This is a genomic window from bacterium (genome assembly GCA_022616075.1).
Taxonomy (GTDB): Bacteria; Acidobacteriota; HRBIN11; order JAKEFK01; family JAKEFK01; genus JAKEFK01.
Window position 1 is genome coordinate 1 of the sequence record JAKEFK010000168.1, and the last position, 26809, is coordinate 26809.

General features: G+C 48.5%; 24 protein-coding genes. 16 read left to right on the plus strand and 8 right to left on the minus strand.

All coding sequences use genetic code 11. The annotated features are described in order from the left end of the window. Positions 1-45: 45 nt before the first annotated feature. The 6 genes from L0156_13160 to L0156_13185 all read left to right on the plus strand — a co-directional run bounded on the left by L0156_13160 (position 46) and on the right by L0156_13185 (position 4893). The gene (locus tag L0156_13160) at positions 46-960 is read left to right on the plus strand and encodes a helix-turn-helix domain-containing GNAT family N-acetyltransferase (protein MCI0603946.1); all 915 of its coding nucleotides are present in this window, start codon (positions 46-48) and stop codon (positions 958-960) included. A gap of 69 nt (positions 961-1029) precedes the next feature. After that, on the plus strand, positions 1030-1779 hold the full coding sequence (locus L0156_13165) for a DUF1326 domain-containing protein (GenBank protein ID MCI0603947.1): 750 nt from the start codon (positions 1030-1032) through the stop codon (positions 1777-1779). Positions 1780-1907: 128 nt separating this feature from the next. Further along, positions 1908-2291: a hypothetical protein gene (locus tag L0156_13170; GenBank protein ID MCI0603948.1), complete on the plus strand. Its 384-nt coding sequence runs from the start codon at positions 1908-1910 to the stop codon at positions 2289-2291. 164 nt (positions 2292-2455) lie between these two features. Continuing rightward, positions 2456-3652, plus strand: a complete 1197-nt coding sequence (locus L0156_13175) for an MFS transporter (protein ID MCI0603949.1) — start codon at positions 2456-2458, stop codon at positions 3650-3652. A 66-nt stretch (positions 3653-3718) separates the two neighbouring features. Beyond that, entirely contained in the window at positions 3719-3958 is a 240-nt protein-coding gene (locus L0156_13180; GenBank protein MCI0603950.1) for a hypothetical protein, read from the plus strand. A gap of 86 nt (positions 3959-4044) precedes the next feature. Continuing rightward, complete coding sequence (locus tag L0156_13185) at positions 4045-4893, plus strand: hypothetical protein (GenBank protein MCI0603951.1); 849 nt, start codon at positions 4045-4047, stop codon at positions 4891-4893. A 209-nt stretch (positions 4894-5102) separates the two neighbouring features. On the opposite strand, the gene L0156_13190 is transcribed toward L0156_13185, so the two are convergent. The 5 genes from L0156_13190 to L0156_13210 are packed head-to-tail and all read right to left on the minus strand — an operon-like array spanning position 5103 to position 13682. Then, positions 5103-5390, minus strand: a complete 288-nt coding sequence (locus L0156_13190) for a LysM peptidoglycan-binding domain-containing protein (protein ID MCI0603952.1) — start codon at positions 5388-5390, stop codon at positions 5103-5105. Continuing rightward, positions 5387-6646 (minus strand): SpoIIE family protein phosphatase, encoded by a 1260-nt coding sequence (locus tag L0156_13195; protein ID MCI0603953.1) that lies wholly within the window; start codon positions 6644-6646, stop codon positions 5387-5389. The genes L0156_13190 and L0156_13195 overlap by 4 nt, the downstream gene beginning before the upstream one ends. After that, positions 6643-8730, minus strand: a complete 2088-nt coding sequence (locus tag L0156_13200) for a serine/threonine-protein kinase (protein MCI0603954.1) — start codon at positions 8728-8730, stop codon at positions 6643-6645. Before L0156_13200 ends, L0156_13195 begins: the two co-directional genes overlap by 4 nt. 34 nt (positions 8731-8764) lie before the next feature. Continuing rightward, entirely contained in the window at positions 8765-11053 is a 2289-nt protein-coding gene (locus tag L0156_13205; GenBank protein ID MCI0603955.1) for a hypothetical protein, read from the minus strand. Beyond that, a complete protein-coding gene (locus L0156_13210) occupies positions 11046-13682 on the minus strand; it encodes a hypothetical protein (protein MCI0603956.1) in 2637 nt (878 codons plus the stop codon). The genes L0156_13205 and L0156_13210 overlap by 8 nt, the downstream gene beginning before the upstream one ends. A 90-nt stretch (positions 13683-13772) precedes the next feature. On the opposite strand from L0156_13210, the gene L0156_13215 reads away from it, so the two are divergent. The 10 genes from L0156_13215 (at position 13773) to L0156_13260 (ending at position 25335) form a co-directional block, all read left to right on the plus strand. Then, entirely contained in the window at positions 13773-14480 is a 708-nt protein-coding gene (locus L0156_13215; GenBank protein ID MCI0603957.1) for a TIGR00730 family Rossman fold protein, read from the plus strand. A gap of 123 nt (positions 14481-14603) precedes the next feature. Next, positions 14604-15314, plus strand: coding sequence for an SPOR domain-containing protein (locus L0156_13220; protein MCI0603958.1), 711 nt, complete (start codon positions 14604-14606; stop codon positions 15312-15314). Positions 15315-15316: 2 nt separating this feature from the next. Next, complete coding sequence (gene tadA / locus L0156_13225; protein ID MCI0603959.1) at positions 15317-17005, plus strand: Flp pilus assembly complex ATPase component TadA; 1689 nt, start codon at positions 15317-15319, stop codon at positions 17003-17005. Between the two features lie 72 nt (positions 17006-17077). Beyond that, positions 17078-18631, plus strand: coding sequence for an apolipoprotein N-acyltransferase (gene lnt / locus L0156_13230; GenBank protein MCI0603960.1), 1554 nt, complete (start codon positions 17078-17080; stop codon positions 18629-18631). 1 nt (position 18632) lies between these two features. After that, positions 18633-19745: a hypothetical protein gene (locus L0156_13235; protein ID MCI0603961.1), complete on the plus strand. Its 1113-nt coding sequence runs from the start codon at positions 18633-18635 to the stop codon at positions 19743-19745. 64 nt (positions 19746-19809) lie between these two features. Next, positions 19810-21663: a M1 family metallopeptidase gene (locus tag L0156_13240; GenBank protein ID MCI0603962.1), complete on the plus strand. Its 1854-nt coding sequence runs from the start codon at positions 19810-19812 to the stop codon at positions 21661-21663. 37 nt (positions 21664-21700) lie between these two features. Continuing rightward, a complete protein-coding gene (locus L0156_13245) occupies positions 21701-22705 on the plus strand; it encodes an ornithine cyclodeaminase family protein (GenBank protein MCI0603963.1) in 1005 nt (334 codons plus the stop codon). Continuing rightward, a complete protein-coding gene (locus L0156_13250; protein ID MCI0603964.1) occupies positions 22695-23642 on the plus strand; it encodes a pyridoxal-phosphate dependent enzyme in 948 nt (315 codons plus the stop codon). Before L0156_13245 ends, L0156_13250 begins: the two co-directional genes overlap by 11 nt. A 95-nt stretch (positions 23643-23737) precedes the next feature. Further along, entirely contained in the window at positions 23738-24139 is a 402-nt protein-coding gene (locus L0156_13255; GenBank protein ID MCI0603965.1) for a hypothetical protein, read from the plus strand. A gap of 437 nt (positions 24140-24576) precedes the next feature. Further along, on the plus strand, positions 24577-25335 hold the full coding sequence (locus L0156_13260) for a hypothetical protein (protein ID MCI0603966.1): 759 nt from the start codon (positions 24577-24579) through the stop codon (positions 25333-25335). Between the two features lie 3 nt (positions 25336-25338). On the opposite strand, the gene L0156_13265 is transcribed toward L0156_13260, so the two are convergent. The 3 genes from L0156_13265 to L0156_13275 all read right to left on the minus strand — a co-directional run. After that, positions 25339-25668, minus strand: coding sequence for a hypothetical protein (locus tag L0156_13265; GenBank protein MCI0603967.1), 330 nt, complete (start codon positions 25666-25668; stop codon positions 25339-25341). Further along, positions 25665-26591 carry a homocysteine S-methyltransferase family protein gene (locus L0156_13270; GenBank protein MCI0603968.1) on the minus strand — a complete coding sequence of 309 codons (927 nt, stop codon included), beginning with the start codon at positions 26589-26591 and terminating at the stop codon, positions 25665-25667. The genes L0156_13265 and L0156_13270 overlap by 4 nt, the downstream gene beginning before the upstream one ends. Before the next feature lie 12 nt (positions 26592-26603). Beyond that, positions 26604-26809, minus strand: a 206-nt coding sequence (locus L0156_13275; GenBank protein MCI0603969.1) for a hypothetical protein, incomplete at its 5' end; no start/stop codon positions are given.

Sequence of the window (26809 nt, forward strand, 5' to 3'; positions counted from 1 at the left end):
ACAAAGTCAACTAATTTGTCATAAGCTGCTGAAAAGGAGTCAGATATGCAGGATCTAGTTGACGCTTTTCGCAGCTTTAACCGTTTTTACACACGCCAGATTGGCTTGCTAAACCAGACGTTGTTGGACAGCGAATTTTCGTTATCGCAGGCGCGAATCTTATTTGAAGTCGCTCATGGTTCTGAATCTACCGCCACTGATCTGGAGGAAGCTCTTCGAATGGATGCAGGCTATCTGAGTCGAATGATTCGTGAATTTGAACAACAGGGATTGATCCGGCGAGTTCGATCGACTCATGATTCTCGGGAGCGCTGGCTCAAACTGACTTCAAAAGGAAAGAAAGCCTTTGCGCTTCTAAACCAGCGGTCCAGTAGCGAAGCAAAAACGTTGCTCGAAAAACTCTCTGCCGAAAACCGAGGAAGGCTTCTTCATTGCATGCGAACCATCGAAACCCTTCTGGAACCGCCGCTCGATGATTCTGCTGCCGTTTCTCTTCGCTCGCATCAACACGGCGATATTGGGTGGATCACTTACAGGCATGGAGTCCTGTACAAGGAAGAATATGGTTTTGATGAGACTTTTGAAGCTCTGGTTGCAGATATTCTGGCTCGATTCATCAACAAACATGATCCGGAAAAAGAGCGGATTTGGATCGCAGAATTGCATGGCGAGCGCGTTGGTTCGGTGATGATTGTGGATGCAGGAAACAACGTCGCGCAACTTCGTTTGTTGCTGGTGGAACCCTGGGCGCGTGGTCGCAGGATTGGGAAACGATTGGTGGACGAATGTGTTTCTTTCGCGCGGGCGAAAGGTTATCTCAAAATGAAGCTGTGGACGCAGAGCAATCTGATTGAAGCCAGGCAACTCTATGTGAAAACCGGGTTTCAAGTGGTGAATGAAAAAACTCACAAAAGTTTTGGTCACGATTTAGTCGCTGAAGTGTGGGAAATGACTTTGTAGAGCGGCACCTCAGGTTTTGATACAATAAAACTTCTCTCAAAAATCAAGAGTTCACGGAGGACTGAGGAAATGAAAAAAATAGCTCTTTTCTTGAGCGCATTCGCGGTTGTATTGTGTGTCTCGGTTCTGTTGTCAGCGGAAGTGAAGAAAGAAGCCGCCACAAGTCCGGAATGGCATATGAATGCGACGGCGATTGAAGCATGCAGTTGCCCGATGTTCTGTCAGTGCTACTTCAACACGAAACCTGCAGCGCACCATTCGCATGAAGGCGCATCCAAACACTATTGCCGCGCCAACCTTGCCTACAAGATTAACAAAGGAAACTATGGTTCTGTGAACCTGGACGGCGCGAAGTTCTGGATCGTTACAGATCTGGGCGGAGATTTCAGCACAGGTGAAATGGATTGGGCCGTTGTTTACTTTGACAAACCGCTGTCAAAAGAACAGCGTGACGCCATCGCTACTATGGCTGGAGCTCTCTTCCCGGTAAAGTGGAAATCTTTGACCACCGGCGAGGGAAATATCGACAAGTGGGAATTCACAAACGATTCTGCGGTCGCAACGATGGATGGCGGAAAGACAGCCGAGGTAAGGTTGAAACGAATGCCAGGCATTACTAATGAACCGGTTGTGATAAAGAATCTCGTGTACTGGGGCGCTGCTCGCAACGACGGTTTCGTTCTGATGCCAAATGAAGTGGAAGCTTATCGGGTAGGTCCCAATGCGTTCGAATATAAAGGCACCAATGGTTTCATGATAACGCTGGATCTTACTTCCGAAGACGTAGCAAAAAGAGCAGCTGCTACAGGATCACACTAAGGAGATAAGCCGGATAGAAGGATAGACCGGATATTTATCCGGTTTATCTCGCCTAATCCGGGTCTATCCCATGTCTGTATTGAAAGCACGGCTCTGAAGACTTAAACTTGAAGCAAGGGCGGTGCTATATGAAAACAGCATTCTTGCTTCTCTTTCTTTCTTTTTTTGCATCCTGGTCGTTTGCTCAACAAAACGATGAAAAGAAGCAGGCAGACGAAAAGGAACGCAAGCTGATTCATAGCATCAATCTTGACTCTCTTGATCTATCCCTGAAACGCCGTGAACTTCACGTCCAGGAGCAGGTGTCCGTGGAAGCCCCTGAATATCCTGGCCTCGAAGTTTCTGTGGAAAGTCCCGCCAGCGGTTTGACTACCTACAAACCTTACACAAAGCAGGAACTACAGGCATACTCTGATTTGCTCACCGATTACAGTTTGAACGATTACGACCGGACTGAGACTGCGCGCCCGCACAAAAAGGGCCGGCTCTTCCGCGTTGCCGTACCCGAATAAAATTCCCCCTTGATGAAGCCAAACCAAGGCAAAGATCTTGTTCCGTTGACCCACTTGATTTCGGTTTTTGGATGGGATAGTATGGGGTCACCTCAAAAAATCATCTCCAGTGAGGCAAGTCTACACCCGGACTTGCCTTTTTTTATTTATGAGGACATTTTTCTGTGGAAACGCACACGAATGTATTTCTCTCCCGTAGTTTCCTCCTAAGTTTTTTTTCTTTCTTTTTTCTCTGGATCTCTTTTGATTTTTTTATTCTTTTTCCGCTCTTCATTTTGCAAAACGGCGGCAATTCGGTTGATGTTGGCTTTCAAACATTCATCTTCTTTTTTCCTGCAGTAATCATGCGGCCCGTTGCGGGCTGGCTCACTGATCGAATCGGCAGACTGCGCGTGTTGTGGTTCGGTTCTACTTTAATGGTTGTCACAGCCTTCTCGTTGTTATTGTTGAAAGGGAGCTATCAGGAAATGAAGTACTGGATGGCTCTCATCCTCTTTTTGCGCGGGGTAGCCTTCGCAGCGTTCTACACAGCATTCTTCACCTACATTGTGGACCTTTCTCTCCCGCAGAATCGCGGCAGGGTCATTGGAATGTTTGGTGTTTCCGGATTGGTCGCTCATGGACTCGCGCCCTGGGTAGCGGAAGGCGTGCTGCAGCGGTACAATTTCGCCGGTTTCTTTGCGATTTCCGGGATGCTTTCGCTGATCAGTCTTTTAATCTCCTCTGCTTTAAAGGAAAATCACAAAAGTTCTGAGCTGGAGGAAGGGGGATGGACGATCCTCAAAAGACTAACCTTTAGCAAACGAAATTTGATCATTCTTCCCGGAGCTTTTGTTTTCGGCTATGTGGTTGCGAGTTTTAACACCTTTGGCGCTCCCTATTTCAAAGAGGTAGGCGGAGCGACAACTGGTAAATTTTTTCTGGCTTACGGATTGACGGCCGGCACCGTGCGCGTGATTTTTGGAGGCATCGCGGACCTTTATTCCCGGTGGAAGCTTGTTGCCATTTTCTTCTTTCTGCAGGGGCTGGGTTTGTTCATGCTCTTGCTGGAACCCGTTGGACGCTATTACCTGATTGCAGGAGCCGCGTCCGGCGGCGCGCATGGAATTCTGTTCCCGTCACTTAGCGCGCTGGCCATCGATACGCATCCGCAGCAGTACCGCGGCGTTGTCACCAGCATTTTTACGGGTATGATGGAACTGGGATTTTCGTTGGGATCCTATCTTCTCGGCGTGATCGTGGCAATCAGCGGTTACAGAATCATGTTCACTTCTGCTGTTGCCGTTGCAATCGCTTTTTCCCTGTACGTTGTGGTCCTGCAGATTACAAGATGGAATTTGACACCACCTGCTGAAAGTTAGATAATTAGCGTTTTCCGAAACTGTTTTCACAACCACGGTCGAATACTCCTTTTTCAGGAGGATCACATGAGTTGTTACCTATTGAACTCACCCGCCGGACAGATTGATGTGACACCTGATCATGACTGCATGGTAGTTTACGTGCAGAAACACCGTGATTCGAATGTGCCTCAAATACGTCCCGCGGAAATACCATCCTGGTGTTTTAATCCCGAAACGATCTGGTTCTATTTCGGTGCTCCCGAATCGGAAGATAAGGTTACAGCGGGTGAGAAAATTAAGACAGTTTTGCAAGAACAGCGCTAGCTAGGGCTTTCTATTTCAGAGACGCAAGAAACGCAGAAAAAATTGGATAGAATATAGAACCGCGACTTTGCGACTTGCTTTAAGACATGGCGAAAGGGGGCGATCCCGATAGATTTCTAAACATAGTCTCTGCTCTAGTACTGTTTGTAGGCGGCGTTTTGGTTGTTTTTGGGCTAATTGCCGCGCTTTTTGAGGTTCCGCTTTTGCGGGATCTTGGACTTGGTTGGGGCTCCATTGTTTTTGGGATCATCTTTCTGCTGATCGTTCGCGGTTTTGTGGCAATTCGCGACACTGGGAAGATCCCCCGTGAAGGCGAGGCTGCCGGCGCCCATCCATCCATAAATCCAACTCCGCAAATCTCAACTGCAGCGGACCTTTCCACCGGCGGACCGCCATCCGCTTCCTCCGCGGTGCCGAAGTCTGTAAGTTTTGTTGGCACCGGGCAACCGATAATTCAGCCGGATGCAGGAAGGGCAGATGTTCTTTCCAAGTCGCTGACGCCGGAAATTCTTAATTTGCGATTTGTTGCCTACCGCTGCGAAATTGCGCCGGATTACTTAAAGGCTATCTACCAGAATGCTACCCAAAAAGAGTTCAAATGGCTGGAACTTAGTTCCCTGGTGATTCGACAGTTTCCGTTTCAAGAACCGTGGGAAGGAAAGCTACTACTAGACATCATTCCTAACATAGTAGCGGGAGAAAAAGCCCAGCCTATACGAATTCTTTCAACCACATACGTTAACTATGGATCGTTGCCACAGGGTCAGGCCACTTCGACAAAGGAAAACATTCGAAGGCTGGCGAGTCACATTCTTTCGCAAAACCGTTCTATTTTTGTGGATCCCGGAACGGATTATTTCGTTCACGCCGGCCAACCTCCTGTGCGCTTTCTGAGTATGTCGCAGTTCGTTGAGTATGATTCCCGCTACGGATAGCGTAGTGGCAGAGCATTGTCATTACCATTGCTTGAACTGCTAGAGAGAATAACTCTTCATGTAACTACATGCTCGATTGGCCCAAACAATGCTCTGCTTTCTCCTTAGGATGCAGAGCATTTGCCCACGGTAAGAATGTTCATGTTGTTGCAGCCATTTATGAGAAAACAAGTTCATTCAAAACAACGGCAAATGCTCTGCCACTACCACTATTTCAACGGGATCTTGATTTGCTTATTGACAGGTAACTCTTCTGAATTTATGTCTGGATTGAGATCCCGAATCGCCTCTCGCGTGGGTATCCTGAATTTCTTTTCCAGCATGGATAGAGTATCGCCGGGCTGCACCGTGTAGTAAACAAAGTCTCTTCCTTCCAGAGTGGACCGTTCGTACTGAGGCTGAATCACCTCGGATTCATTTCGATTTCGATTCTGTTCCCATGTAAGCGCAACGAGCACAAACAGGATGAATCCAAGAAACCCTCGAAAAAATTTCATGGAATCTCCTTACAAACGGTGAGCGTTTTTCCGATCTGAAGCGGCTCGTTCTTTTTTTGCAAGGGATTCCATTGCAGGATCTGTTCCATCGTGATGCTGCGTGAGAGGGCAATCTTATCCAGTGAATCACCTTTTTGAATCACGTATTCACAATCCGCAGCAGATGGTATTTCTGGAGGAGCCACCACCCGCTTGATTTTTGCGGGCTGTTGCAACCTGGTTTCCGCAGGTTTCATATGATCCTTGAACAGGAATGATCCAGCTGCGGTTCCCAGAAGCAAACTGAACACCGCAATCAACCAGGGTAGAACTCGCTTTCTTTTCGCCGAAACGCCGCTTCCTGCAGCCGTCGATGCACGGCCAGGTTCCGGGCGTTTGCTGAATCTTTGCAGATCCTGGGAAATCTTTTGCAGGCTGGCTTCGATTTTATCGAGTCGCGCCCGCGAGGCCGCAGAATCCATCAATTGATTGTGAATCTCTTTCTGATCTTTTTGGATCCGGTCCAGTTGAAGGCGCAAAGATGCAAATTCCTTTTCTGCCTGAAGCGGTTTTTGGATCCGAACCGGCACAGCCAGCACTGTCGCATCATCCTTCAGTTTGTCCTGAGCAAAAGCGGTTTCCAGCCGGCTTCGCATTTCTTCCGCAGAGGATCCGATGATTTGCAATAACCGGTCAGGCGGCAGTAGATCTTCCACTCCGTCCGTATACAGCAGCAAGAGGTCCTGTTCTTTCAGTTCCAGCGCGCAAATTTCAGAAGTTTGAATAAAGGATCCGTTACTTCCAATGAAACGGATTTCGCGTGTTTTTTGCCTCGTAGTGGAGATGTCCGCCTCACCGGCGATCAAAGCTCCGTCCCAGACTTCGCTTTCGCTGAGCCGGTAAAGTTTTGCATTGCGGTAAACCTGAAGTACCGAATCACCGATGCAGCAATAATAAAGTTGCGATCCAATCTTTCGCGCCACCGCGATCGTTGCTTGATACAGAATATTTTCGCGGCGCCCCTTCAACTGAAGTTCATTCTGCAGCCGGTTCAGTGCATCCGCCAGTTCCACCTGAGGCAGGTCCGGTTGATTGTTGGTGACGGTGAAATTCTGCCAGAATTCTTTGATCACTTCAGGTGTATGGATAGAAGCTCCTGATGGCGCATCGGTAACGAATGCAAGAAAATCATCCTGCCCCGCAGGGAAGTATCCGTATCCGTCCCAGCTTCCTTTCATCGGATCCACCGCGCGATAAAAGGTAAGAATCTTTTTCATGAGTTCAACTTCTGCCAAAAAGATTCAATTTCCTGAGTTGTTACAGGGAATTGAAGCTCTTGCAAGGATTTTCTTTGTTTCGGATCGTACGCTAGCATTGCTTGCAGAATCGAAGCTTCGGCCGGTTTGAATTTCTTCAGATCCTCTGTCAGCTGTTTGTCATATTCCGCCGCGCCTTCCGAAATTGATTTCAATGCAAGAGGCAGCCCGTGCCCTTCACTCAACAATTGATAAAACAGCAACCCTGCTAAATAAATTTGAAGTTTCTCGACATCGCGGAAATCACGCACAAACTCTTCCGGCGTTCTATACTCAATCTTTTTTCTATCCGCTGCAAATTCTTTTGCGTTCTTTTGAAAACGCGAAAGCTCAGCATATCCGGAAAAATCAATTAAGAATAGCTTCTTGCTTTCCGGTTCCAGTCTTACATGATCGGGTGTCATATCCAGACATACAAATCCAGAATCCCAGATGCTTTTTACATAATCGAAGATCAATTTGTTCGCGGTAAGATTGATTCCATTTTCAGGAAGGGAAGGAAATTCGGGAAGGACGATCATTCTCTCTTCGGGGTAAGTACGGATTCCAGCGGGAATGAGATTTGCTTTTTTCAAACTTTCAATGGTGGAAATCTCTTCCTGCACCAGATTTCCATCCGGACTTTTCAAGAAGAAGTAGCGGGAATTTTTTGCGGCCAGATAGAGACAACCCTCAGCGCCGCTTCCCACCGGTCGAATCAACTTGAAACCATGGATCTGGGAAAAGGACTTGATCTTGCTTTCGATCATTTCATCGGCTGCAAAGATCTGTCCGCGCGTAGGAGTTCCGGTGCTGATTTGAAACTCCAGCAGGGAGTCAGGCCCGCCGGAAATCAAAGTCGCGCGCGACGAAGTAAGAGAAAGCGCCCCGTTCACGTTTTTTGGACCTTCACCCCAGTAAGCTTCGACCAGTCTCAATTCCAGGCGTGGTTCCAACTTCAAAATGGTCCATCCTTTTTCTGTGTCGTAGTACAGGGCGAAATTCCCATGGCTGCTGACGAAATCACTGATATTTTTGCCGGCTTCCAGATAACCGAGAAGTTTCTGGCCGTAGTTAAAAAGAGGATAAAAGTCTTCTTCAGAAACTTCGCGATTCAATTTCTTGCTGATTTCAGAAAGAATAGATTTTCGGTGCTCTGTGCCATTTACCAGAACATTGATTCTGTCGATGTAAAGTTTGTCGATTGCCTCATTCTTACCCTGCAGAAAAATCTCTCCTTTCTTTGCATAAGTCAGCAGGGATCCGAAAGGAATTCGATCAGGATATTCAACTTTTTCCGCATCGATTCTGGATGTCTGCCCCAGTGTCAATTTTCTGTTGGAATCGTTACGGAAGTCATGAGCCAGTGAGCCGCCGCCGTAGAGCAGCGCGGAATCCTCAATGTAAGGTTGAAATGTGCGCCACTCACTGTCTTCGGGCAGGTGCATCCTGAATAAACGTTTGCGGCTTTGAAGGACGCCGCGAATTCGTGTGTTTTCGCGGAAATATTCTTTCTTAACAATGCTGATGACCCTTCCGAGTTCATGGTAACGGTAGCCGATCTTAGGCAGAAAGCGGAATCCGAAGGTGAGGGGCAAGTTCCGTTGCGCAATCAGGTCCAGGTCGGTCGGGTCAGAGAGATCTGCTTTGATTCGTTCAGCAAGATGTTTGTAAATTGTTTCCGGACCCGCGTTCCTGAGCTCGTAAACCGCGGACGGCATATAGATGTACAGAAAAATTCCCGGCGCAGTGGAGTCGCCGAATTTCAGTTTGTAGCGGCTCTTGATGATCGAATAGATTTGAGGAAGATCAAAAATTGCCAGTAGATCGACCTCATTCGATTTTCGAAGTCTTTGAACGGGAATATGCAAAGTATCCGGAGGCAGCGCTCGCGATTGCCAGAGCCGTTCGGCTAAAGAGGGATAGGAGAGTACAACAAGAGAGGTCACCAGGAGTACAAAAAGAATTCGCAAATCCAGTTGTCCGGCAAAGAGCACCAGGACTACCGCACCCAGCAGTGTCAGGGCGATGCTGCTCAGAAATCTATGCTGAAAAAGCGTCTTCATAAATGTATCGCGGGCGTCCCGCCTGCCTGAGTTTTCATATCCATCTTCTTGCTGCCAGGATTCGCGGCAGAATCAGTTTCATAAAATCCACAGCCTTATGTTCTCCCACATCTTCTATATAAACCGCAAATGTCAAACCATCTTCAATTTTTCCGTTATCCCTGTTTCTCAACAGGGCCGTAAAAAGAAATACCGATGAGTAAAGCTCATCCTGTCCGAGCCGGATTTCCTTCCGGAATGGAGTTCCGGTTTTCCCGTAAAACTCCATGGCATATTTTCCGGACGTGCGCTCCTTCAAACTCTGCAAGTACGGATAAAGATCACCCGAGGTTCCACCCGGAGCCGAAACAGCCTCCATCCCTCTGAGCACTTGATTGTGCACCGTTGGATTCAATCCAAGAGGTTCCTCAGAAACAGGTTCTTGCAGCTCCCGTCCTCCTTCAGTAATCTTTTCCACAAATCTAGCACGCACTTTTTGGTTCGTCACCAGGCGGGAAGTGGCTTCGGCAAGCCGGACGTTATTCCAGCGATTCGTGGCGCCCCCAAACAGGATACTAATAAAGTCGAGACGAAAATCAATGTTGAGATTGAATCCAAGATTCACCGTTTGCGGCATGATTGGGTAAAACGCCGGATAGAGATCGGGCCGCTGCTGCAGCCCAAGCCGCGCAAAAAGCAGGTTCCAGGGTTCCGGCGAAAAGAAGTCACCCGATCCTTCGTAGTATTTTCTCTTTACATCGAACATCCGTTCGAGATTCAAAGCCAGCTCGGAGCTTTCCAGATTTGTGCATTCAAGAGTCCCGTCATTTCTGGGACTCACAAAGTAGCTCAGGTCCGGCTTGTGCTCCAGCGTATTTCCTTCCAGATAGATATCTCCATTGGATCGATCGATGGGAGTTTCTGTGAGAGCGATGCCGGAAAAGAGTTCCTGCTGTTTTCCTGTTGCCACAACATTGTCTTTTGCAAGGGAAAGGGTCATGAGAACCGCATGGTATCTGTTGCAGGACTTGGCGATGTATGCAGGGAAATCGGTTGTTCCGGATTCACCGACAAAAGGCGAATGAAGCCGTAGCTTGTATCCTTCTTTGAGCTCATACCCGAGCAAATTTCTTTCTTCCCCCGGGGCATGAGGCGCGAGCTCCAACGAGAGCAGGTCCGGATAGTTATTTGCGGCGGCAGCGGCCATAAATATTTTGGTGGAGGACCCGACCGGATGCAGTTTGAAATTCTGGTTCGCATCGTCCCGTTTCTTTCCTACAGAAGCGGTCGAAAGAATGCGCCCGCTGGTTGTTTCCATAACGGTGCAAGATGCGCGGATAGGAGAACGCGACAATTGCCTCGCATAATTTTCCAGAGCGGTTTGCGTCAATCCGGCAATGTCCTCATCCAGCGCCAGATGAACATCAAATTCAACTTTCTTCTCTTTCTTGGTTTTCTTTACAGAAGTTTCAATACCTGTCGCCAGCTGTTCGATGAAATGAAACGAACTATCCAGATTGGTGCGGTTCACGCGGCCATTCGTGACGTTGACAAAGGAAAGCGGTTTTCTTGAAAAATCGTGAAATAAAAATTCTTCCCGTTCATTGCGATCGAAATAGATTTGAATCAGGTCTCCTTCTTCCAAACGTTGTTCCTGGCCTTTTGCGACAAGATGCCCATCAATCGCGCAAGCTTGCGGGCTATAGCTTTTCAGTACGATGTTGTCTCCCATGGAATAGACATCTGCAATTCGATTCCCATAACGGTCTTTCAAGCTGATCCCGAGTCCTGTTTGAAACAAATGGCCACGGCCGTAAACAACTTCGCGAAAATCGGACTGTCCAATTTTTGCGGATGCGCGTTCCTCCAATGGTGGCCTATACAGCTTTAATGTTCTACGAAGATTCCAGAGGTATGCATAACCCTCTGCGGATTGACTGTAGATTCTCCCCCACCATTTCCGATCGCTGGCAAGCGGAGATTCAATGCGATGGCGATAAATGTTCACGCCACGCAAGCGGCCCTTCTCTATGATGAAGACATCAGAATTCCCGTCGTTAAATGCTTCCATGTCTTCTTTCAGCCAGCTTCCTTCGTAAAAAGCTTGATCCTCTGGTTCCAGTTTCGCAACCCGGATCGAGGGCCGATACTCCCGGGTGAGATGTTCTTGTTCATAGTAAATTTTTCCATCCTGGATCATCCTGTTCACTTTGTTGATGTATCCCGAAGGCTGGTAGAAGTCTTCCACCGAACGGTTTTGAAAGGCTCCGAATTGCCACAGTCCAAGAACTGCAAAAACGCCGAAACCGATCAGCGCGAACCAGGAGCTGGCGGACTTAAGCATGGGAACTCCTCGGCAGTAAGGCGGTAAGCAAAAAGAGCAACAGAGTGGAGTGAAAAATATCCGAAACAGAATTCAGTCCCCAGAAAAAGAAGTTTTTTCCGGTGAACAGAAAGATTCCGCAATTGCTGAGCATCATGTAGAGATCCACGTACACAAAAGTAATCAGCGCCGTCAGCGAAACAAATGCGCCAAAGCTCAGGATCGTATGACTTTTCCACCACAAGAAAATCCAGAGAAACAGTATCAAACAAACGGCAAGGAAGCCTGAAATTCCGAAATCATTTAGCAGGAAGGCAGCAGGAACATTGTCGTTCAATGCAGTTCCGGAAAGAGCCGCCGTGATGGGCCGGCTCATGTACCCGCCACCAAAAAGTCCACTGTGAGAGTAAGCGACAAACGTACGTTGATGCCCCAGCTGGCGTTCGGCGGTCAGCAACCCACTATCCTGCAACACAGATGGATCGACCGTAAGAAGGATTCGCTGAATGTAACGGTTTCCCATCGAGGAAAGCGGTACAATTTTATCGATTAAACCGGACCCGACAAACACACAAAGAAACAACACCAGCGGAACAGCCATGACTAGTCCCGCCCCCTTCCAGCTCATTTCATATTCGCGCATGTAGCGGGCCGCCACGCCGAAAAGAACAAATAACAACGGCACTGAATACAACAACAGGAAACCAAAATCGGACGTAAGCAAACTGATGAAAACAAAACAAAGCAGAACCAACCCCAGTTTCAGGGAGTCTTGAAAGGCAAGTCGTAAGGTATCTCCGTTCTTTTCCAGCGAAAGGTGATTGTGAATTCGATTTATGTAGTGACAGGCAAAAAGGATTAACAGGGGATGATAAATCAAGGCTAGAGGGAATCTGACGCCGAAAGCATGGACCGCTTCTCCAGTTCCCAGCGCTTGCAGAAGAAAAGCAAAAAGGACAAAGAGTCCGAGGTAGATCTCAACAGGAATATTCAGAAGAACGTCCCGTTCCGTTTTCAAACGGGAAACAAATGAACGGGGATGAAAACGGAGAAACGCAATTGCCGAAAAAATACACACAACTGCCACAGTGAGCCACAGGTATGCTCCGATGAGAGTGCCGGTCAGGATACAAACGATCATCGAATAAGCCAGGAAGTTATAGGCCTGTCTTCTTTCCCAGGTTTTTCTAGCCAAAAGCGTCGCTGAAAAAATTAAATACGGAACCAGCAGAATCGCGAACAAGGAAAGCGTCAAGGATTCAGAAGAAAAGGGATACAGATTCGAAGCGCGAAAAGAAAAGAGAAAGCGTGTGATCAGGAAAAAGTCGACGGTCACTACGAGTAACTGCAAGCCGACATTTTCCACGGAAGCAAAAAAAGGCGGCTGAAAAAGCATTTTAGCGATCCACAAAATGAGAAGCGTTTGAAGAAGAATCCACGGGAAATCCACTTTGTGGATGGAAAAGATCATCTTGTCGCTCCTTCCAAGAGCAAAGTGGTCTCCATATTTCGGACGAAAACTACCCCTATCCGTAACAACTTCCAGGTTGGCCGGAGTTATCTGGAGAAGATGCTGCAGCCTTTGCTCCAACTGATCCCACAAGTCGTTGGAGTAGGAATGTTCCTGCGTTTGAACAAAGGCGAATAGACCCGAAAACCGCTTCGATTCCTTTGCGTAATGAGCAGTGGGGAAGACAGAGTACGGGAGGGTTGTTGTTGAAAGAAACAAGGGTTTGTTGATAGCGCTCCCATTTCGAAGAAGCTCTTCCTTGATTCCCAGTATTTGCGGAACCGCCAGGATCAGTTCGAGATTTTCCCCGTTCTGAATCCGGAAAGTCGCGGACGCTTGTAGCCGCGTTGTATCCGGCGAATCTCTAACGTAATAGAGCCGCAACAAATCCTGATTCTGGAATGGAAAACTGTCAGGCAACGCAACTCCATTGACGCTTAGATTCTTTCCTGCGCCAAACAACATCACGGAATTGATATGCACAGGAGACCGGCTCGCAGAAAATCGGATTTGCTGCATGCTGACTGCGCCTTTGCTGTCGCAGGCGATTCCGAGTGATTTTGCGATTTCAGAAACAGTGTAGAGACGGGAGCTAAAGTTCGAAGAAAGAACCGGTTCTTTTTGTTTCTGAAGACGCCATTCATTTCTTGGCCAGCTCCAATTCTGATTCTGATAGGAAAACCCTCGCTGAAAAGCGCCTTTATTTAGGAAAGTCATCTCGCGGTCGCCGCATTGAATCTTGTCTCCATCCTTTAAGGACATAGCGTTCAATGGCAAGCGCCCCCGCAAGACCAGGATTCCATCGGCAAGAACTTTTACATCTGCTTGTGTTGCAGAAAGCGAAGGCGTAATGCGAATGGCAGCCGGCGGCAAATCCGCCGAATAAAGATCGTCTTTCGCTTGATCTCCTCCTATGGAAACAGACCGCGCAGGATCGCGAAAATTGTTCGTAATTTTTTCGAACTGGTATCCCACTTTTTGTACCTGCAGGATTTGATAATTTTCGCGTGTGAACCAGAAGAAAAAGAAAACAAAAAGAAAGGATTGAAACTGCAAAAGAAACAGAATTAGCCGCGACTGTTTTTTCAGGGCCGCCAAACTAAGAAGAAAAACTAACCCCGCGTAAATCAGTAGCCCCATTGATGTTCCATACTAATAATACTTAGATTCGGGCTAGTTAGTTTCAAAAAGTGTGCCGCGCGTGCCCGCGTTACGATTTATAATATCTGTATGGCGCGTCGCAGGCGTAGAGATCGCGACCCTGAAGTCGATCAGGTGATCATGCAGTTGTGGAATGTCATCGACGACCTTGAAAGATTGCTCCCTTCCCAATCGCGCTGGTTCCGGGTAACCATTTTCGGGAGCAGCAGAATCGCTAGAGGAGATGCGCTTTATAACTCCGCAAAAGATCTTGCCTTTCAATTGACGCAACTTGGTTGCGATATCGTAACCGGAGGTGGTCCTGGTTTAATGGAAGCTGCAAACGAAGGGGCGCAGGCAGGGGACCTCACCGGCAAAACAAAATCCATCGGTCTTCACATTGAGCTTCCCTTCGAGTACAAACCGAACCCATACATTGACCGGCTCTCATCCCATCGAACTTTCTTCTCGCGCTTGCATCATTTTGTACGGCTTTCCCATGCCTACATTGTGTTGCCAGGAGGAATTGGCACTTCGCTGGAAACCTTCATGATCTGGCAACTTCTGCAAGTCGGCTATATTAAGGACCGCCCGCTGATTCTCCTGGGAGACATGTGGAAGGGACTCGTAGAGTGGATGAACAAAGAGATGGTTCCACGCCAATATGTCGCGGCCGATGATCTAAATTATGTGCGGGCTGTTTCGAGTATCGAAGAAGCGTTGAGGGTCGTCAAAGTGGCTAAAGAAAGGTTTGAACGTTCGATGGATGTTCTCTATGCTGCCGGTGGACCAAGTTGAAAATCGTCGATGCGTCGCGCGTCGTGCGTCTCGCGCGTCGTGGTATACTAAGCCATTTGGGGAATACAATTTTTGAGGTAAAGACAAGTTCAATCGCGTTACATACCAACTGGAGGTGATTGCATGCGCGATTATGAGGAGAAAAGCTATTACGAGATTCAGCTTGATAATAAGCAGTTGATTCTCGTTTTCTTAGCTGCTGTCACAGTTTGTGTTTTGATTTTTGTGCTAGGGGTGATGATCGGAAAGGGCCAAAAGGAAGCAGAGATCGCCGCAGCAACCCGCAACGAGAAAAATCTTGCGGCACCTGAACCTGATTCGAACACTCCTCAGCAAGCTTTAACCGACGTCACATCCGAAGCGCAGGCAGAAGAAAAATCTGTTCCGCAACAGAGCGTGAAACAATCAGAGCCTGTAGAACCGGAACCGAAAGAACCTGTAAAAACTGCATCAGCCGCGGAAAAACCACAAGAGAAATATGCCTACGAGGATCTGGATAAGACGGAACAGCAACCGGTTGCAGAAAAAGAGAAACCTGCACCTGAGCCGGTGACCGACACAGGAACTCCGGAGGAAGATCAACCGAAATCTGTTGGCGGCGCACAGTATACCGTGCAAGTTATGGCCACATCATCGAAACCGAAAGCGCAAGAACAGCTTTCGATCCTGAAATCAAAAGGGTACAAACCCTTCTTGGACGAAACCAAAACAGGCGACATTAGTGTATTTAAGGTGCGTGTTGGAAAATTCACAGACACGCAGGATGCAAAAGCGATGGCTTCCAGGATTAAGAGTGATTTAAAGTTGGAAACCTGGGTCGCGGTTCTGGATTAAGGATGTCGGAATCTGATTCAAACAAGAAGCTTCTTGGAGACCTTCTCGTTGAGAAAGGTCTGATTGGGACGGACCAGCTTCAGCGTGCGCTTGCCGACCAGCGTCAAAATGGCGGCAGGCTCGGATATTGTTTGGTTCGACTGGGGCTTCTTTCTGCTGAGACGCTGATAGAATTTTTTAAGGAAAATGAAAGCGCCGGACACGTCCTGGAAGATGCTGCAGTCAGGCAACAAGCGGCCGGCGCTGTTCCGCGCTCGCTCGCTCTTTACTACAAGATTGCTCCTATTAAGCTGGAGGGCAATCTACTAACGGTTGCTCTGGCGGAAGTTCCGCATCCGCAGCTGGTCCGGATGCTTGCGGAAATCACGGGACTTCGAATGGACGCGCTCATTCAGTCAGAGCAGCAAATCCGGGCGCTGATTGACAGCAGTTACCGTTTGCCGATCGATCCCGGCCTCGAATTCTCTTCGTTTGACGACAATGCGTTCGTTATCGCGGATTCCAGAAAAGGAATCAAAGCGCTCACGTCCGGACAGCTAAAGAACGAAACTCATGTTGGAGAACGGTTTCGCAGCATGATCGCGGAAGCCATTAAAGAGAAATTCCGTGAAATTTTGATCAAACCCGAAGCAGATCAGGCCGTCGTTTACTTCAAAAAAGAAACGTTGAAACAGAGCGAGTTTGCCCTGACTTCTGCCCAGCAGGACGACATAACATTTCTACTTTTTCGACTTGCGAAAATGAATTTATTGCAGCAGAAAAAGGCGCAGAACGGCCGGTTCATCGTGAAAGTAAATGATCGCAGAATTCAAATGGTTGTTAGCAACACGCCGACTATTTACGGTACTCGATTTCTGCTGGAGATGTTCGATGAAAAAATTTTGAAACATTCCTTCGATGAACTCCTGAAGCCTTTTCCGGAAGTACGAAATCACATTGAAGATTTTTTAACCGTAGCCGGGAAAGGAATTTTAATCATCACGGGACCGGATGGTTCGGGGCGGACGCACTTTTTGTACAGTTTACTGAGCCGGGCAAAAGAGATTTATCGCAACATTCACATGCTGGAGATCTCGATCAGGTATCCGCTTACCGAAATTCATCAGAATGAAGTTTCCGCAGACGAAATGGAGCGCTCGCTGGAAGAATATCTTTATCAACCTCCCGAACTGCTAGCGATCGCTTCTCTAAAAACAGTCCGGGCCGCTGAACTGAGTTTTCTGATGGCGGCGCGGATTCCCGTTGTGGTTATTTTGTCCTCTTTTGATGCCTACAAAGCTGTGGAATGGCTCTGCACCCACAATCTGAAATCACCCCTCAAAGCGGGACTGCTGCATACGATTATTTCGCCTCGAAAAATCCCGCGGGTTTGTCCGCATTGCTCTGTCCCCTATGAGAGTGGCATGAAGGACTTCGTATCGACTCAAAAACTTCCTGCCGGACAGCTTAAAATGAATCAAGGGTGCGATTTCTGCCGGAATCAGGAAGATTTGCCCAGCGAAATCTTTTTTGAATGCTTCCGCATCAATGAGGAAGCTATTCAATGGATTCTAAAGGATCATTCAGCCGCTCATTTGAGAAGCTCAGCCCGTTCTGCGGGCCGAAATATTCTATACGATCTCGTGATCCGCGATGCTTTCAGTGATCATCTGGACATGCTCGCGATCGCGAAATTGCAAGCCGCCTTGTAGTGCTAAGCCAAGTTTCATCTTCTTTAAATTTAAAGCTGCGTGTAAAAAGGGAGATGAGGAGATAATTGAGATATGGGGATATTTAATAATCTCCCTATCCCTACCATCTTATTATCTCCCTTCTTACACAGTCGGCGCCGGCTGTTTCCCTGGGTTGCCTGCGTTCTAAGCGCTTTACTCAACATTGCTATTTTTCCGCGGCTGCAATGGTCCTGGTTGGGTTTTGTTTGTTTTGTGCCACTGCTTTTGTTGCTGTCAACTGATTACGGAACTCGCAAGCTTTTCTTTTATGGTTGGCTTACTGGATTTTTGTTCAACCTGGGCAACCTTTACTGGATCTACTATGTGATACAGCATTATTCGACCGTGCATCCGGCGCTGGTTGTTGGAATCCTCCTGTTGCTCTGCATCGTACTGGCTCTCTTCTGGGGAGTTTTTCTCGCGATCACAGGTATCTTCCGGAACCGGCTCGGACTGAATGTGGCCCTGCTCGTTGCGCCATTCCTGTGGATCGTTCTTGAATGGACACGCAATCAAACGACGGAATTCCCCTGGTGTCTCGTCGGATACAGCCAGTATAACCATCTGCGGATAGCCCAGATGGCCAGCTTTGCCGGAGTATACGGGCTTTCCTTGCTCCTCCTTAGCGCAAACGCTGCAATTATGATATTAATAGTACTACGTAGATCATACTATATTATTGCGTGCTCCATTCTAGTTGCGACCGTTTCTATTTATGGACATTTTCGGATCGCCCGGCCGGTGGGAACAGAAACCGCAAAAATCGGCGTGATACAGGGAAACGTGCCACAGGATGCGAAACTTAATTATTCCTTTGCTGAAAGCATCCATCGAAAACATGTCCAGATGACAATGGAGCTGATCGAAAAGTCGAAACCGGACATCATTTTCTGGTCCGAAGCATCGACTCTCTTTCCGATCCGCACCGGCGGGATCTGGTCGAAAGAGATCTGGAAGCTGGCAGCAATTACGCGCATTCCTTTGATCATTGGGAGCGATACTTTCACGGGCGAAGAGGTTTTCAACAGCGCGTATCTTGTAAATGAGCGTGGCGAAATTGCGGGGCAATATGACAAGATTTATCTTGTTCCTTTCGGCGAATTTGTGCCTTTAAAGAATATTTTCTTTTTTGCGGGAAAAATGGTTCCGGAAATTTCAGATTTCTCGCGGGGTACCAACTATCGGCCTTTTCTCATTCGAGGTCAAAAAGTCTCCATTAACATTTGTTTTGAAGTGGTTTTTCCGCAGCTTTCTCGCGAATTTTGTCTTCGCGGCACAACGCTCCTTGCTACCATTACAAATGATGCATGGTTTGGCCGTACTGCCGCGCCGTATCAGCATTTTGCAATGTCCGTGATGCGTGCCATCGAAAATCGCCGTTACCTGGTGCGCGCCGCCAATACGGGTATCAGCGGTTTTGTAGATCCCTACGGGCGAATCCTTCAGGCGACTGAGATTTTTGTGCCAGCCTCTGTCACAGGTGAAATCCGTTGGGTGACAGAGCAAACTTTCTATACACGTTTTGGTGACTGGATTGTCTACCTTGGTATGCTTGTATGTGTCACGACCTTATTTTTAACGGTAAGGCGCAAAGGCGCCAAGTAAAATGATTTCTACAAAATGGATTACGGGACGAAGCTTTGATTTGTTCTGGTACATTGGCGCGTGCCTTACGAGCTACGCAATGATCTACCTACATGTAGGGCTTGGAGTCTCGGCGCTCCTGCTCTGGTGGTTCTGGATTCTGTCTGTTGATGGTCCGCATGTCTTTGCAACTCTTTCGCGAACTTATCTGGATCTTCAGGAATGGAAGGAACGCTGGGAACTGTTCTGGGGAAGTCTGCTCTGGTTTCTGCTTGGTCCGCTCTCTCTCTTTGCCGGCATTGAGACTCAAACTTCACTCCCTTATTTTGTTTTTCTCGCGTTTGCAGGCCTCTGGGCATACTGGCATGTGGTACGTCAGCATTATGGTTTTCTCGTTCTGTATCAGAAAAAGAACGGTGAACCGGCGGGAAAATCAAATCCGATGGATTATTGGATTTTTTACGTTTTAATGCTCGCTCCCTTCGTTTCTTTTCTGTTGCGTCATCCGATTGCGCGGGAACAGGTCGGGCTTCCGACGACAATCACTCCTGTTGAACAAGCAATTATACAGGCCGACCACATTCTCATTGTGGCAGCGCTGGCCCTTTACGTCGTAAAGGAATACTACAACGCAAGGCAGGGTAGACCATGGAATCTGCCGAAGAATCTCTTCCTTGCGGCCTGTGTTCCTTTGCATCTACTAATTTTTCTCCATCCCTACATTTCCACTCATTTACCGATTCGTTTGTTTGTCGTTTTTGTAACCTTCTATCACAATGTTCAGTATCATGGCATCGTCTGGTTTTATAACCGGAATCGTTATCAGAAGAGCGGAGAAAAATTTGGACCCGCAAAATGGATCAACAGGAATTTCTTAATCTACTATGCGGCAGCGCTGTTATTTGCAATTTCGTACCGTTACGTTAACTGGTATTTTCTCGGACTTAGAGTTCCTTTCTCCGGCGGCCCAAACAGCATTAGTGAGATGCCCCTGGGCCTGGATTTCACGATTTCCGATTTAGCATTTGCCTTCTGGTGGGGATTCGCTCTCCATCATTATTTTCTGGATCAAAAAATCTGGAAGTTAAGCAAAGATAAGAAACTCACACAGGAACTAAGGCTTGCATCCGCATAGCATGGCAGTCGTGTTGACATGAGTCGAAAAAAGTACCAAGGTTTTATATCCAGGAGTTTTCAAATTGAAATTGTTGTGGGCGCTAATCGGCGTGATTGCAGTCTCGTTGTTACTTTACGCGAAGGAGGAAGGCATGCAGCAAATCGATCCGCATTCTTTTTCTAAGCCGAATGAAGCAGTTGTCCAGCATCTGCATTTAGACATTCGCGTAGATTTCCAGGAGAAAAAGATCCTTGGGAAAGCCTCGTTGCAAATCCAGAATAAAGCAGGTGTGGATAAACTCTATCTGGACACCAATGGACTTTCCATTTCAAAAGTTACGCTGGATCAGGGAGTGGAATCTTCTTTCACGCTGGAACCGGCAATAGCGCCGATGGGACAAGCGCTGGTTGTGTCGATCCGCCCGGAAACAAAACTGGTTCACGTTGAATATTCGACGGATCCCGAAGCCGCTGCTCTTCAATGGTTGGAGCCCGCGCAGACTCAGGATAAGAAATATCCGTTTCTCTACACGCAATCGCAGGCGATTCTTGCCCGGTCCTGGATCCCATGCCAGGATACGCCTTCTGTTCGAATGACCTACACCGCGCGTGTTCAGGTGCCTCCCAACCTGCTTGCCGTGATGAGCGCGGAGAATCCCCGGAAGAAGAATGAATCAGGGGTGTATGAGTTTCGTATGCGCCAGCCCATCCCTTCCTATTTACTGGCGCTTGCTGTTGGCGATATTGCATTTCGCGCAACCGGAGAACGCACGGGTGTTTACGCAGAACCATCGGTGATTGAAAAAGCTGCCTGGGAATTCGCTGAAACGCCTCAAATGATGGCTACGGTCGAAGAGTTGTATGGTCCTTATCGATGGGAAAGGTACGATCTGATCGTGCTGCCCCCGAGTTTTCCATGGGGAGGGATGGAAAACCCGCGATTGACTTTTGTGACTCCTACTCTGCTTGCGGGAGATCGATCACTGGTTGCTACAATTGCGCACGAACTGGCCCACTCCTGGTCCGGAAATCTTGTGACCAACGCGACCTGGAACGATTTCTGGTTGAATGAAGGCTTCACGAATTATCTGACGCACCGGATCATGGAAACAGTTTACGGAGACGAATATGCAAAGATGCTGACCGTGCTCCAGTTCCAGGATCTTCACCGGGAAGTAGCGGAGATTGGACCGACAAGCGCCGATACTCACTTGAAAATGAATCTGGCCGGACGCGATCCGGAAGTTGGAGTTACTGCGATTCCATACGAAAAAGGAGAGTTCCTTCTTTTTACAATTGAAGCGGCGGTGGGACGCGAGAGATGGGATGCATTTTTAAATCAGTACTTCAAAGAGTCTGCCTTTCAAAGCATGACAACAGAGCAATTTCTATCCTATTTGCGTAAGAATCTCGTTAAACCAGGTTCAGATCTGGAGAAGCGAATCCAGATTGATGCATGGATCTATGGTCCGGGGATTCCACCGAACATCTTAAAACCTGAGTCCGAATCTCTCAAGGAAGTCGACCATGAGCTGGGAAAATATCTGGAGGGGAAAGCTGCTACAGAACTGGACACGAATCAATGGACGACTCACCACTGGATCCATTTCATCCGGAATTTACCGCAATCGATTTCAGCCCCAAAAATGGAAGAGCTTGACAGGTCATTTCAGTTAACCGGCAGTAAGAATGCGGAGATTCTGAACGAATGGTTGCGGCAAGTGATCACGAAGCGGTATGCGCCTGCATATCCCGCCATCGAGAAGTTTTTGATTTCTCAAGGGAGGAGAAAATATGTGAAACTCCTATTTACGGAATTGATCCGCACGAAGGAAGGGCGTGAAATGGCGGAGCGTATTTATGGAAAAGCGCGGCCCTTTTATCATTCTGCTACACGTGAAGTTGCTGAAAGAATTCTTCGTAGCAAACAAAATTAAAATGACTTGGCGTTCTTGCGCCTTGGCGGTTGAGAAAATGAAAATCCTCATCCTTGATCAAAACCAGATATCGCAACTGCTCACGATGCAAGAGTGCATGGAAGTCATGAAGACAGCATTGATAGCTCTTGCATCAGGACAAGTGTTGTTGCCTTTACGGCAAGTTGTATGGTTGCCGGGCGGAGAAAGCGCTTTTGCCGTTATGCCTTCCTATTCAGGACACATTCAATCCGTGGGAGCGAAAGTCATCAGCGTTTTTCCGCGCAACCTGGGAACGGAGTTTGATTCTCATCAAGGAGTTGTTCTGCTGTTTGAAGTACAGAATGGTTGTTTGCGAGCTGTGATGGATGCGACCGAGATCACTGCAATCAGGACAGCGGCTGTGAGCGGTGTTGCGACGCAAGTACTATCTCGAAAGGACGCAAACGATCTGGCGATACTGGGATCGGGAGTTCAAGCAAAAGCACATCTAGAAGCAATGCTTCTCGCAAGAACCATCAAACGAGTGCGGGTGTGGAGCCGCACCTTTCCAAACGCGCAACGTTTTGCAGCGCGGCAATCGGAACGATATGGTCTGGCTGTAGAAGCTGTCAGGACTGCGCAGGAGGCGGTGCTGGGAGCGGACATCATTTGCACCGTGACTTCTTCCCGGTCTCCTGTTTTACAAGGGGAGTGGTTGAGCACCGGAGCTCACGTCAATGCCATAGGCACCTTTGGTCCCGTTTCGCGTGAGATCGATACTACAACCGTAGTACGCGCTAAGTTGTTTACGGACCGCAGAGAATCGGCGATGAACGAAGCAGGGGATATTCTCATTCCGATTCAGGAAGGGAAGATCGCTCAGAATCCCGCACTTGCAGAACTCGGGGAGGTTCTGTGTGGTTCAGCGCCAGGACGCTCTTCGGATGAAGAAATAACACTTTTCAAATCGCTGGGTCTTGCCATCGAAGACCTGGCATCCGCGCACCATCTGTATCAGAAGGCATTGGAAAAGAGCATCGGGACAGTTGTAGAACTGGGTGGCAGCAGGCATGAATCTTAAGGCGCCGTCGCTTGCTGAAATTGAAGGCGCGCGCAAGCGAATTTCTTCTTTCGTCTTACACACACCGCTTGTTCCAATGCCCGGTCACCCTGAAATTCATTTAAAGCTTGAAAATCTTCAGCCGATTGGTTCTTTCAAAATACGCGGATCAGGGAACGCAATGGAGCTTGCCGGCGTGGATCGATTGGGACAGGGCGTCTTTACCGCAAGCGCAGGAAATATGGCCCAGGGGGTTGCGTGGAATGCGAAGCGGCTGAATGTGAACTGCACTTCCATTGTTCCTGAAAATGCGCCTGAAACAAAGCTGGCCGCGATTGAGCGATTGAACGGCAGCATACTCCGCGTCCCTTATGAAGAGTGGTGGGAGGTGCTCAGGACAGGTAAGTTTCAAGGTCTGGGAGGTCTCTTTATTCATCCCGTCTCGAATCCTGCGGTCATGGCGGGCAACGGAACGATCGGTTTGGAAATTCTCGAAGACTTACCTGATGTGCAAACGATTTTCATTCCATACGGAGGAGGAGGCCTCAGCTGTGGGATTGCTGCTGCCATTCGCGCGCTGAAGCCGGAGGTCAAGATTTATGCTTGTGAAGTGGAGACGGCAGCGCCCTTGAGTGCCGCCTGGAAAGCTGGGGAACCGTGTGCGATCCAACACCACGCAAGTTTTGTGGATGGAATCGGCGGCAAAGGCGTGCTTTCGGAAATGTGGCCCCTTGCAAGCGTCTTGTTGGATGGCTCAGTCGTAGTTACGCTGCAGCAAATTTGCGACGCCATCCGGTTGTTGGTGGAAAGAAACAGAGTCGTTGCTGAGGGCGCCGGCGCTGCTTCTCTCGCTGCGGCGCTTGCGTCCGGCAATACCGGCAAGGTAGTGTGTGTGATCTCCGGCGGAAATATCGACGCATCTAAACTGGCCATGATCCTTGAGGGAAGAATTCCCTGAGCTCAATTTACATTTAATTAACCCTACTTCCATTGAAAAGTACGCGTGGCGGAAGCTATCTTTTCATTAGCGGCCCTAGATTTAGGAGGTAACCTATGGTTACAAAGCTAGTGGCTTGTCTTGTATTCCTTCTTGCTCTCACCATTTCCGGTTGTGGCGGCGACAATTCTACGGGAGGCGGTTCCAACAGTCAGGTTGTGACTGTCTCGATCCGCGACAACTTCTTTGATCCGAAATCGATAACCATTGCCCCGGGCACAAGAGTTCGATGGGTAATGCGTGGAACTATGACGGATCACACAGTGACGGAAAACAATAATCTGTTCGATTCGGGATTCCGTTTCCGAAACGATGGAGATGATTTCGAACGCACATTTACTTCAGCCGACAATGACAAGCTTTTCCTTTATCACTGCGAAACCCATTGGGTCAGTGATGAGATGCAAGGATCCATTCGAGTCGGATCGAATGCCCCCGGTCCACCACCTCGGTACTAAGCAGCCAATCGAACTTTCGATCGATCGAAAGATTGGAAAACCTGGATGACGAAGCAAAATATTTTCGCGATCAGGTAGGATTTTGATCAATACGAGCCAACCATCCGATAAATATCCAACGGAGCTGCAGGCAGGCTAGAAGCCGAGGTTGTTGAATAATGAGTTGGAGCGCGGACTTCCAGTCCGCAAAAACCTGATCGCTCGACGAGCATTTTGCGGGTAAGGATGCCCGCGCTCCAACTGGGACCGCCAGCATCTGGATTATTCAACAACCTCAGCCCGCGGCCGTAATGCAGTATTGAAGCCTGCGCTCCATAGCTACTCCGTTGCGTAACCATCAACTGCGATTCCCCTAAAGGCGAGTGCCATCGACGACAGCACTACTGGCACGAACGTTGCACCTCTGTGAAGCGAACGGGCGAAGGGGGTTGCTAGAGATGTTTAAGCACAATCAGATGTTTAGTCACGATCCTGCCATGTTTGTTCAGAAAGAGAGGCAGTTACGTAGTTATCACATCCGGAACTGGCTCAAGATGAATCGAACAAACAAGGAGTTGTTGGAGCTTTGCTTGAATCATTTCTATTCTGATCGGCCAAAACTGTTGGGATGGAGTTTGGACATCATCGATGGGGATCCCAAAGGACTTGTCCTTGCTGCCATCATCCGGGAAGGAAGGGCAAATGCAACACAAGCAGAGATCCTCTACGAACAACTGCAGAACACCATTGGATTGTCCCGCGCTCTGGTTGAGGAAGTAACTCGCAATCCGCAATTTTCCACTGATGATTCGAAGCGCGCTTTGCAGGATCGTGTTGCGCGGGCCGGAGTTGCTCCCCTGAATTATTCTTCCGCGCCCTCTTCCCATATCCTCATCATCAATCGGCCAACCATCATCTCCATCTGTTCTATCCTTTTATTTCTATCTGCCGCGCTCACGACGCTTTTCATAGTTGCCGATATGCCCGGCTCGGACCGAATTGAGAAAGCTGTGGGTATGACCGGTTTGTACTTCAGTATTGCGTTTACGGTGCTTTGCGGGTGGGGCTACTGGAATATGAAAAAGTGGGGAGTGCTGCTGTACGCCCTGGAACCAATCTCGCGATTTTTTCTAGGAATGCCGCACTCACTCGTTGCGATTCCGTTACTGATTGTGGCGTTTGGATTAATGCACATCAAAGACATGACCTGGAAGTAGGCACTAGACTTCGAGGTGGATCTGGTTGGGTTCTATGAAGATCGTAGCGCCGGCGTTTTGAGCTGCCTCTTCAAGAGCCCTGCGAAAAATGTTTTTTACATCCGGGCCATTTTCCATTCGTCGCATAATGGCTTCGCCTTGTTTGTCTCCGATTGTCAGGGTGATTTTAAGTCCGCGGCGTTTCGCCATCATTTTGCGGCCGTCTGTCAGTGTGAGTTTGAAATTCTTTAGAATCTGGTCGGCATAATTAATACCTACACCGGAGCCATCCGGTTTGACTTCGGGCAAATGTGAATCTGCCTGCGTTTCATCTACGGGTATGGTGACTCTCATGTTTCAATGCTCTGAGTTCGTGAGGAACACAGCATGTCGAATGTTTGCCGGAAACGCAGTATATGATCCGGAGTGCTTCCACAGCATCCACCCACGATTCGAACTCCGGCATCCAGAAGATCAGGAAGTCCCTGCACCATTTCTTCCGGTGTTTCCTTATAGATCACTTTCATCTGTTCCAGCACAGGCTGTCCTGCATTTGGCTGAGCCATGGTTGGCAACCCACTGATGGAACGGTAACGTCGAACGATATTCGCAGCGGTTTTCATATCGATTCCCGTGCCGCAATTCAAAGCAAGAATATTGCATCCGTGTTTGACCATAAATTCGGCCGCTTGTTCCGGACTGACTCCCATCATCGTGCGAACATCATCCACATCGAGCATTTTGTCAAAAGCAATCGAACCAATGATGACAGCAGCGCCGGCTTCTTTGGATGCTTCAATCGCAATTTCCAGCTCTTCCAATGCAGTCTGCGTTTCAATGATGATGCCGTCTGCGCCTGCTTCGACCAGAGCGCGCGCCTGCTCGCGAAACGCAAATTCGACGTCACAGGAAGGAATCTCTCCGTATGGTTCCATGAGACCGCCAAACGGGCCGATGTCACCGAGTACAAAGCCACGGCCCTGGAGAGCCTCTCGCGCGATTGCAACGCCCGCTCGGTTGATGTCCGCAGTACGTTCCGCTTCTCCATGCCGGTTTAACATGATCCGGCTCGCGCCAAATGTATTGCTCAAAATGCAATCGGATCCGGCCGCTGCATAGGCTCGCTGAATCTTCAAAATCCGATCTGGATGATCCAGATTCCATGCTTCCCCGCAATGGCCGGAAGGAAGTCCTGCAATCTGCAGTTGAGTCCCCATGGCGCCATCACCCAGCAGAATTCGCGACTCCAAAGCTTCAAGTAACGCAGATTTTCTCATGTGCGTAATGGATTAAGATATCACAAATAAGCTCAGTGTCCCTTCCCATAAATATGATGACATATGCTGCTGGCTCGCAGGCTTGATGGCAAGGCGCGAGCGAGGCGCATACACGCTGTCGGCCTGTCGGAAACGATCGAACACGTAAGGTAAGAAGTCACTGCTGATTCCTTCGCCTGTATCGGAAATGGTGATTATGTTTTCAGACTTTGTACACT

Coding starts and splice junctions, on each gene's coding strand:
- L0156_13160 (MCI0603946.1), top strand. CDS start 46: ATGCAGGATCTAGTTGACGCTTTTCGCAGCTTTAACCGTTTTTACACA.
- L0156_13165 (MCI0603947.1), top strand. CDS start 1,030: ATGAAAAAAATAGCTCTTTTCTTGAGCGCATTCGCGGTTGTATTGTGT.
- L0156_13170 (MCI0603948.1), top strand. CDS start 1,908: ATGAAAACAGCATTCTTGCTTCTCTTTCTTTCTTTTTTTGCATCCTGG.
- L0156_13180 (MCI0603950.1), top strand. CDS start 3,719: ATGAGTTGTTACCTATTGAACTCACCCGCCGGACAGATTGATGTGACA.
- L0156_13185 (MCI0603951.1), top strand. CDS start 4,045: ATGGCGAAAGGGGGCGATCCCGATAGATTTCTAAACATAGTCTCTGCT.
- L0156_13190 (MCI0603952.1), bottom strand. CDS start 5,390: ATGAAATTTTTTCGAGGGTTTCTTGGATTCATCCTGTTTGTGCTCGTT.
- L0156_13195 (MCI0603953.1), bottom strand. CDS start 6,646: ATGAAAAAGATTCTTACCTTTTATCGCGCGGTGGATCCGATGAAAGGA.
- L0156_13200 (MCI0603954.1), bottom strand. CDS start 8,730: ATGAAGACGCTTTTTCAGCATAGATTTCTGAGCAGCATCGCCCTGACA.
- L0156_13205 (MCI0603955.1), bottom strand. CDS start 11,053: ATGCTTAAGTCCGCCAGCTCCTGGTTCGCGCTGATCGGTTTCGGCGTT.
- L0156_13210 (MCI0603956.1), bottom strand. CDS start 13,682: ATGGGGCTACTGATTTACGCGGGGTTAGTTTTTCTTCTTAGTTTGGCG.
- L0156_13215 (MCI0603957.1), top strand. CDS start 13,773: ATGGCGCGTCGCAGGCGTAGAGATCGCGACCCTGAAGTCGATCAGGTG.
- L0156_13220 (MCI0603958.1), top strand. CDS start 14,604: ATGCGCGATTATGAGGAGAAAAGCTATTACGAGATTCAGCTTGATAAT.
- tadA (MCI0603959.1), top strand. CDS start 15,317: ATGTCGGAATCTGATTCAAACAAGAAGCTTCTTGGAGACCTTCTCGTT.
- lnt (MCI0603960.1), top strand. CDS start 17,078: ATGGGGATATTTAATAATCTCCCTATCCCTACCATCTTATTATCTCCC.
- L0156_13235 (MCI0603961.1), top strand. CDS start 18,633: ATGATTTCTACAAAATGGATTACGGGACGAAGCTTTGATTTGTTCTGG.
- L0156_13245 (MCI0603963.1), top strand. CDS start 21,701: ATGAAAATCCTCATCCTTGATCAAAACCAGATATCGCAACTGCTCACG.
- L0156_13250 (MCI0603964.1), top strand. CDS start 22,695: ATGAATCTTAAGGCGCCGTCGCTTGCTGAAATTGAAGGCGCGCGCAAG.
- L0156_13255 (MCI0603965.1), top strand. CDS start 23,738: ATGGTTACAAAGCTAGTGGCTTGTCTTGTATTCCTTCTTGCTCTCACC.
- L0156_13260 (MCI0603966.1), top strand. CDS start 24,577: ATGTTTAAGCACAATCAGATGTTTAGTCACGATCCTGCCATGTTTGTT.
- L0156_13265 (MCI0603967.1), bottom strand. CDS start 25,668: ATGAGAGTCACCATACCCGTAGATGAAACGCAGGCAGATTCACATTTG.
- L0156_13270 (MCI0603968.1), bottom strand. CDS start 26,591: ATGAGAAAATCTGCGTTACTTGAAGCTTTGGAGTCGCGAATTCTGCTG.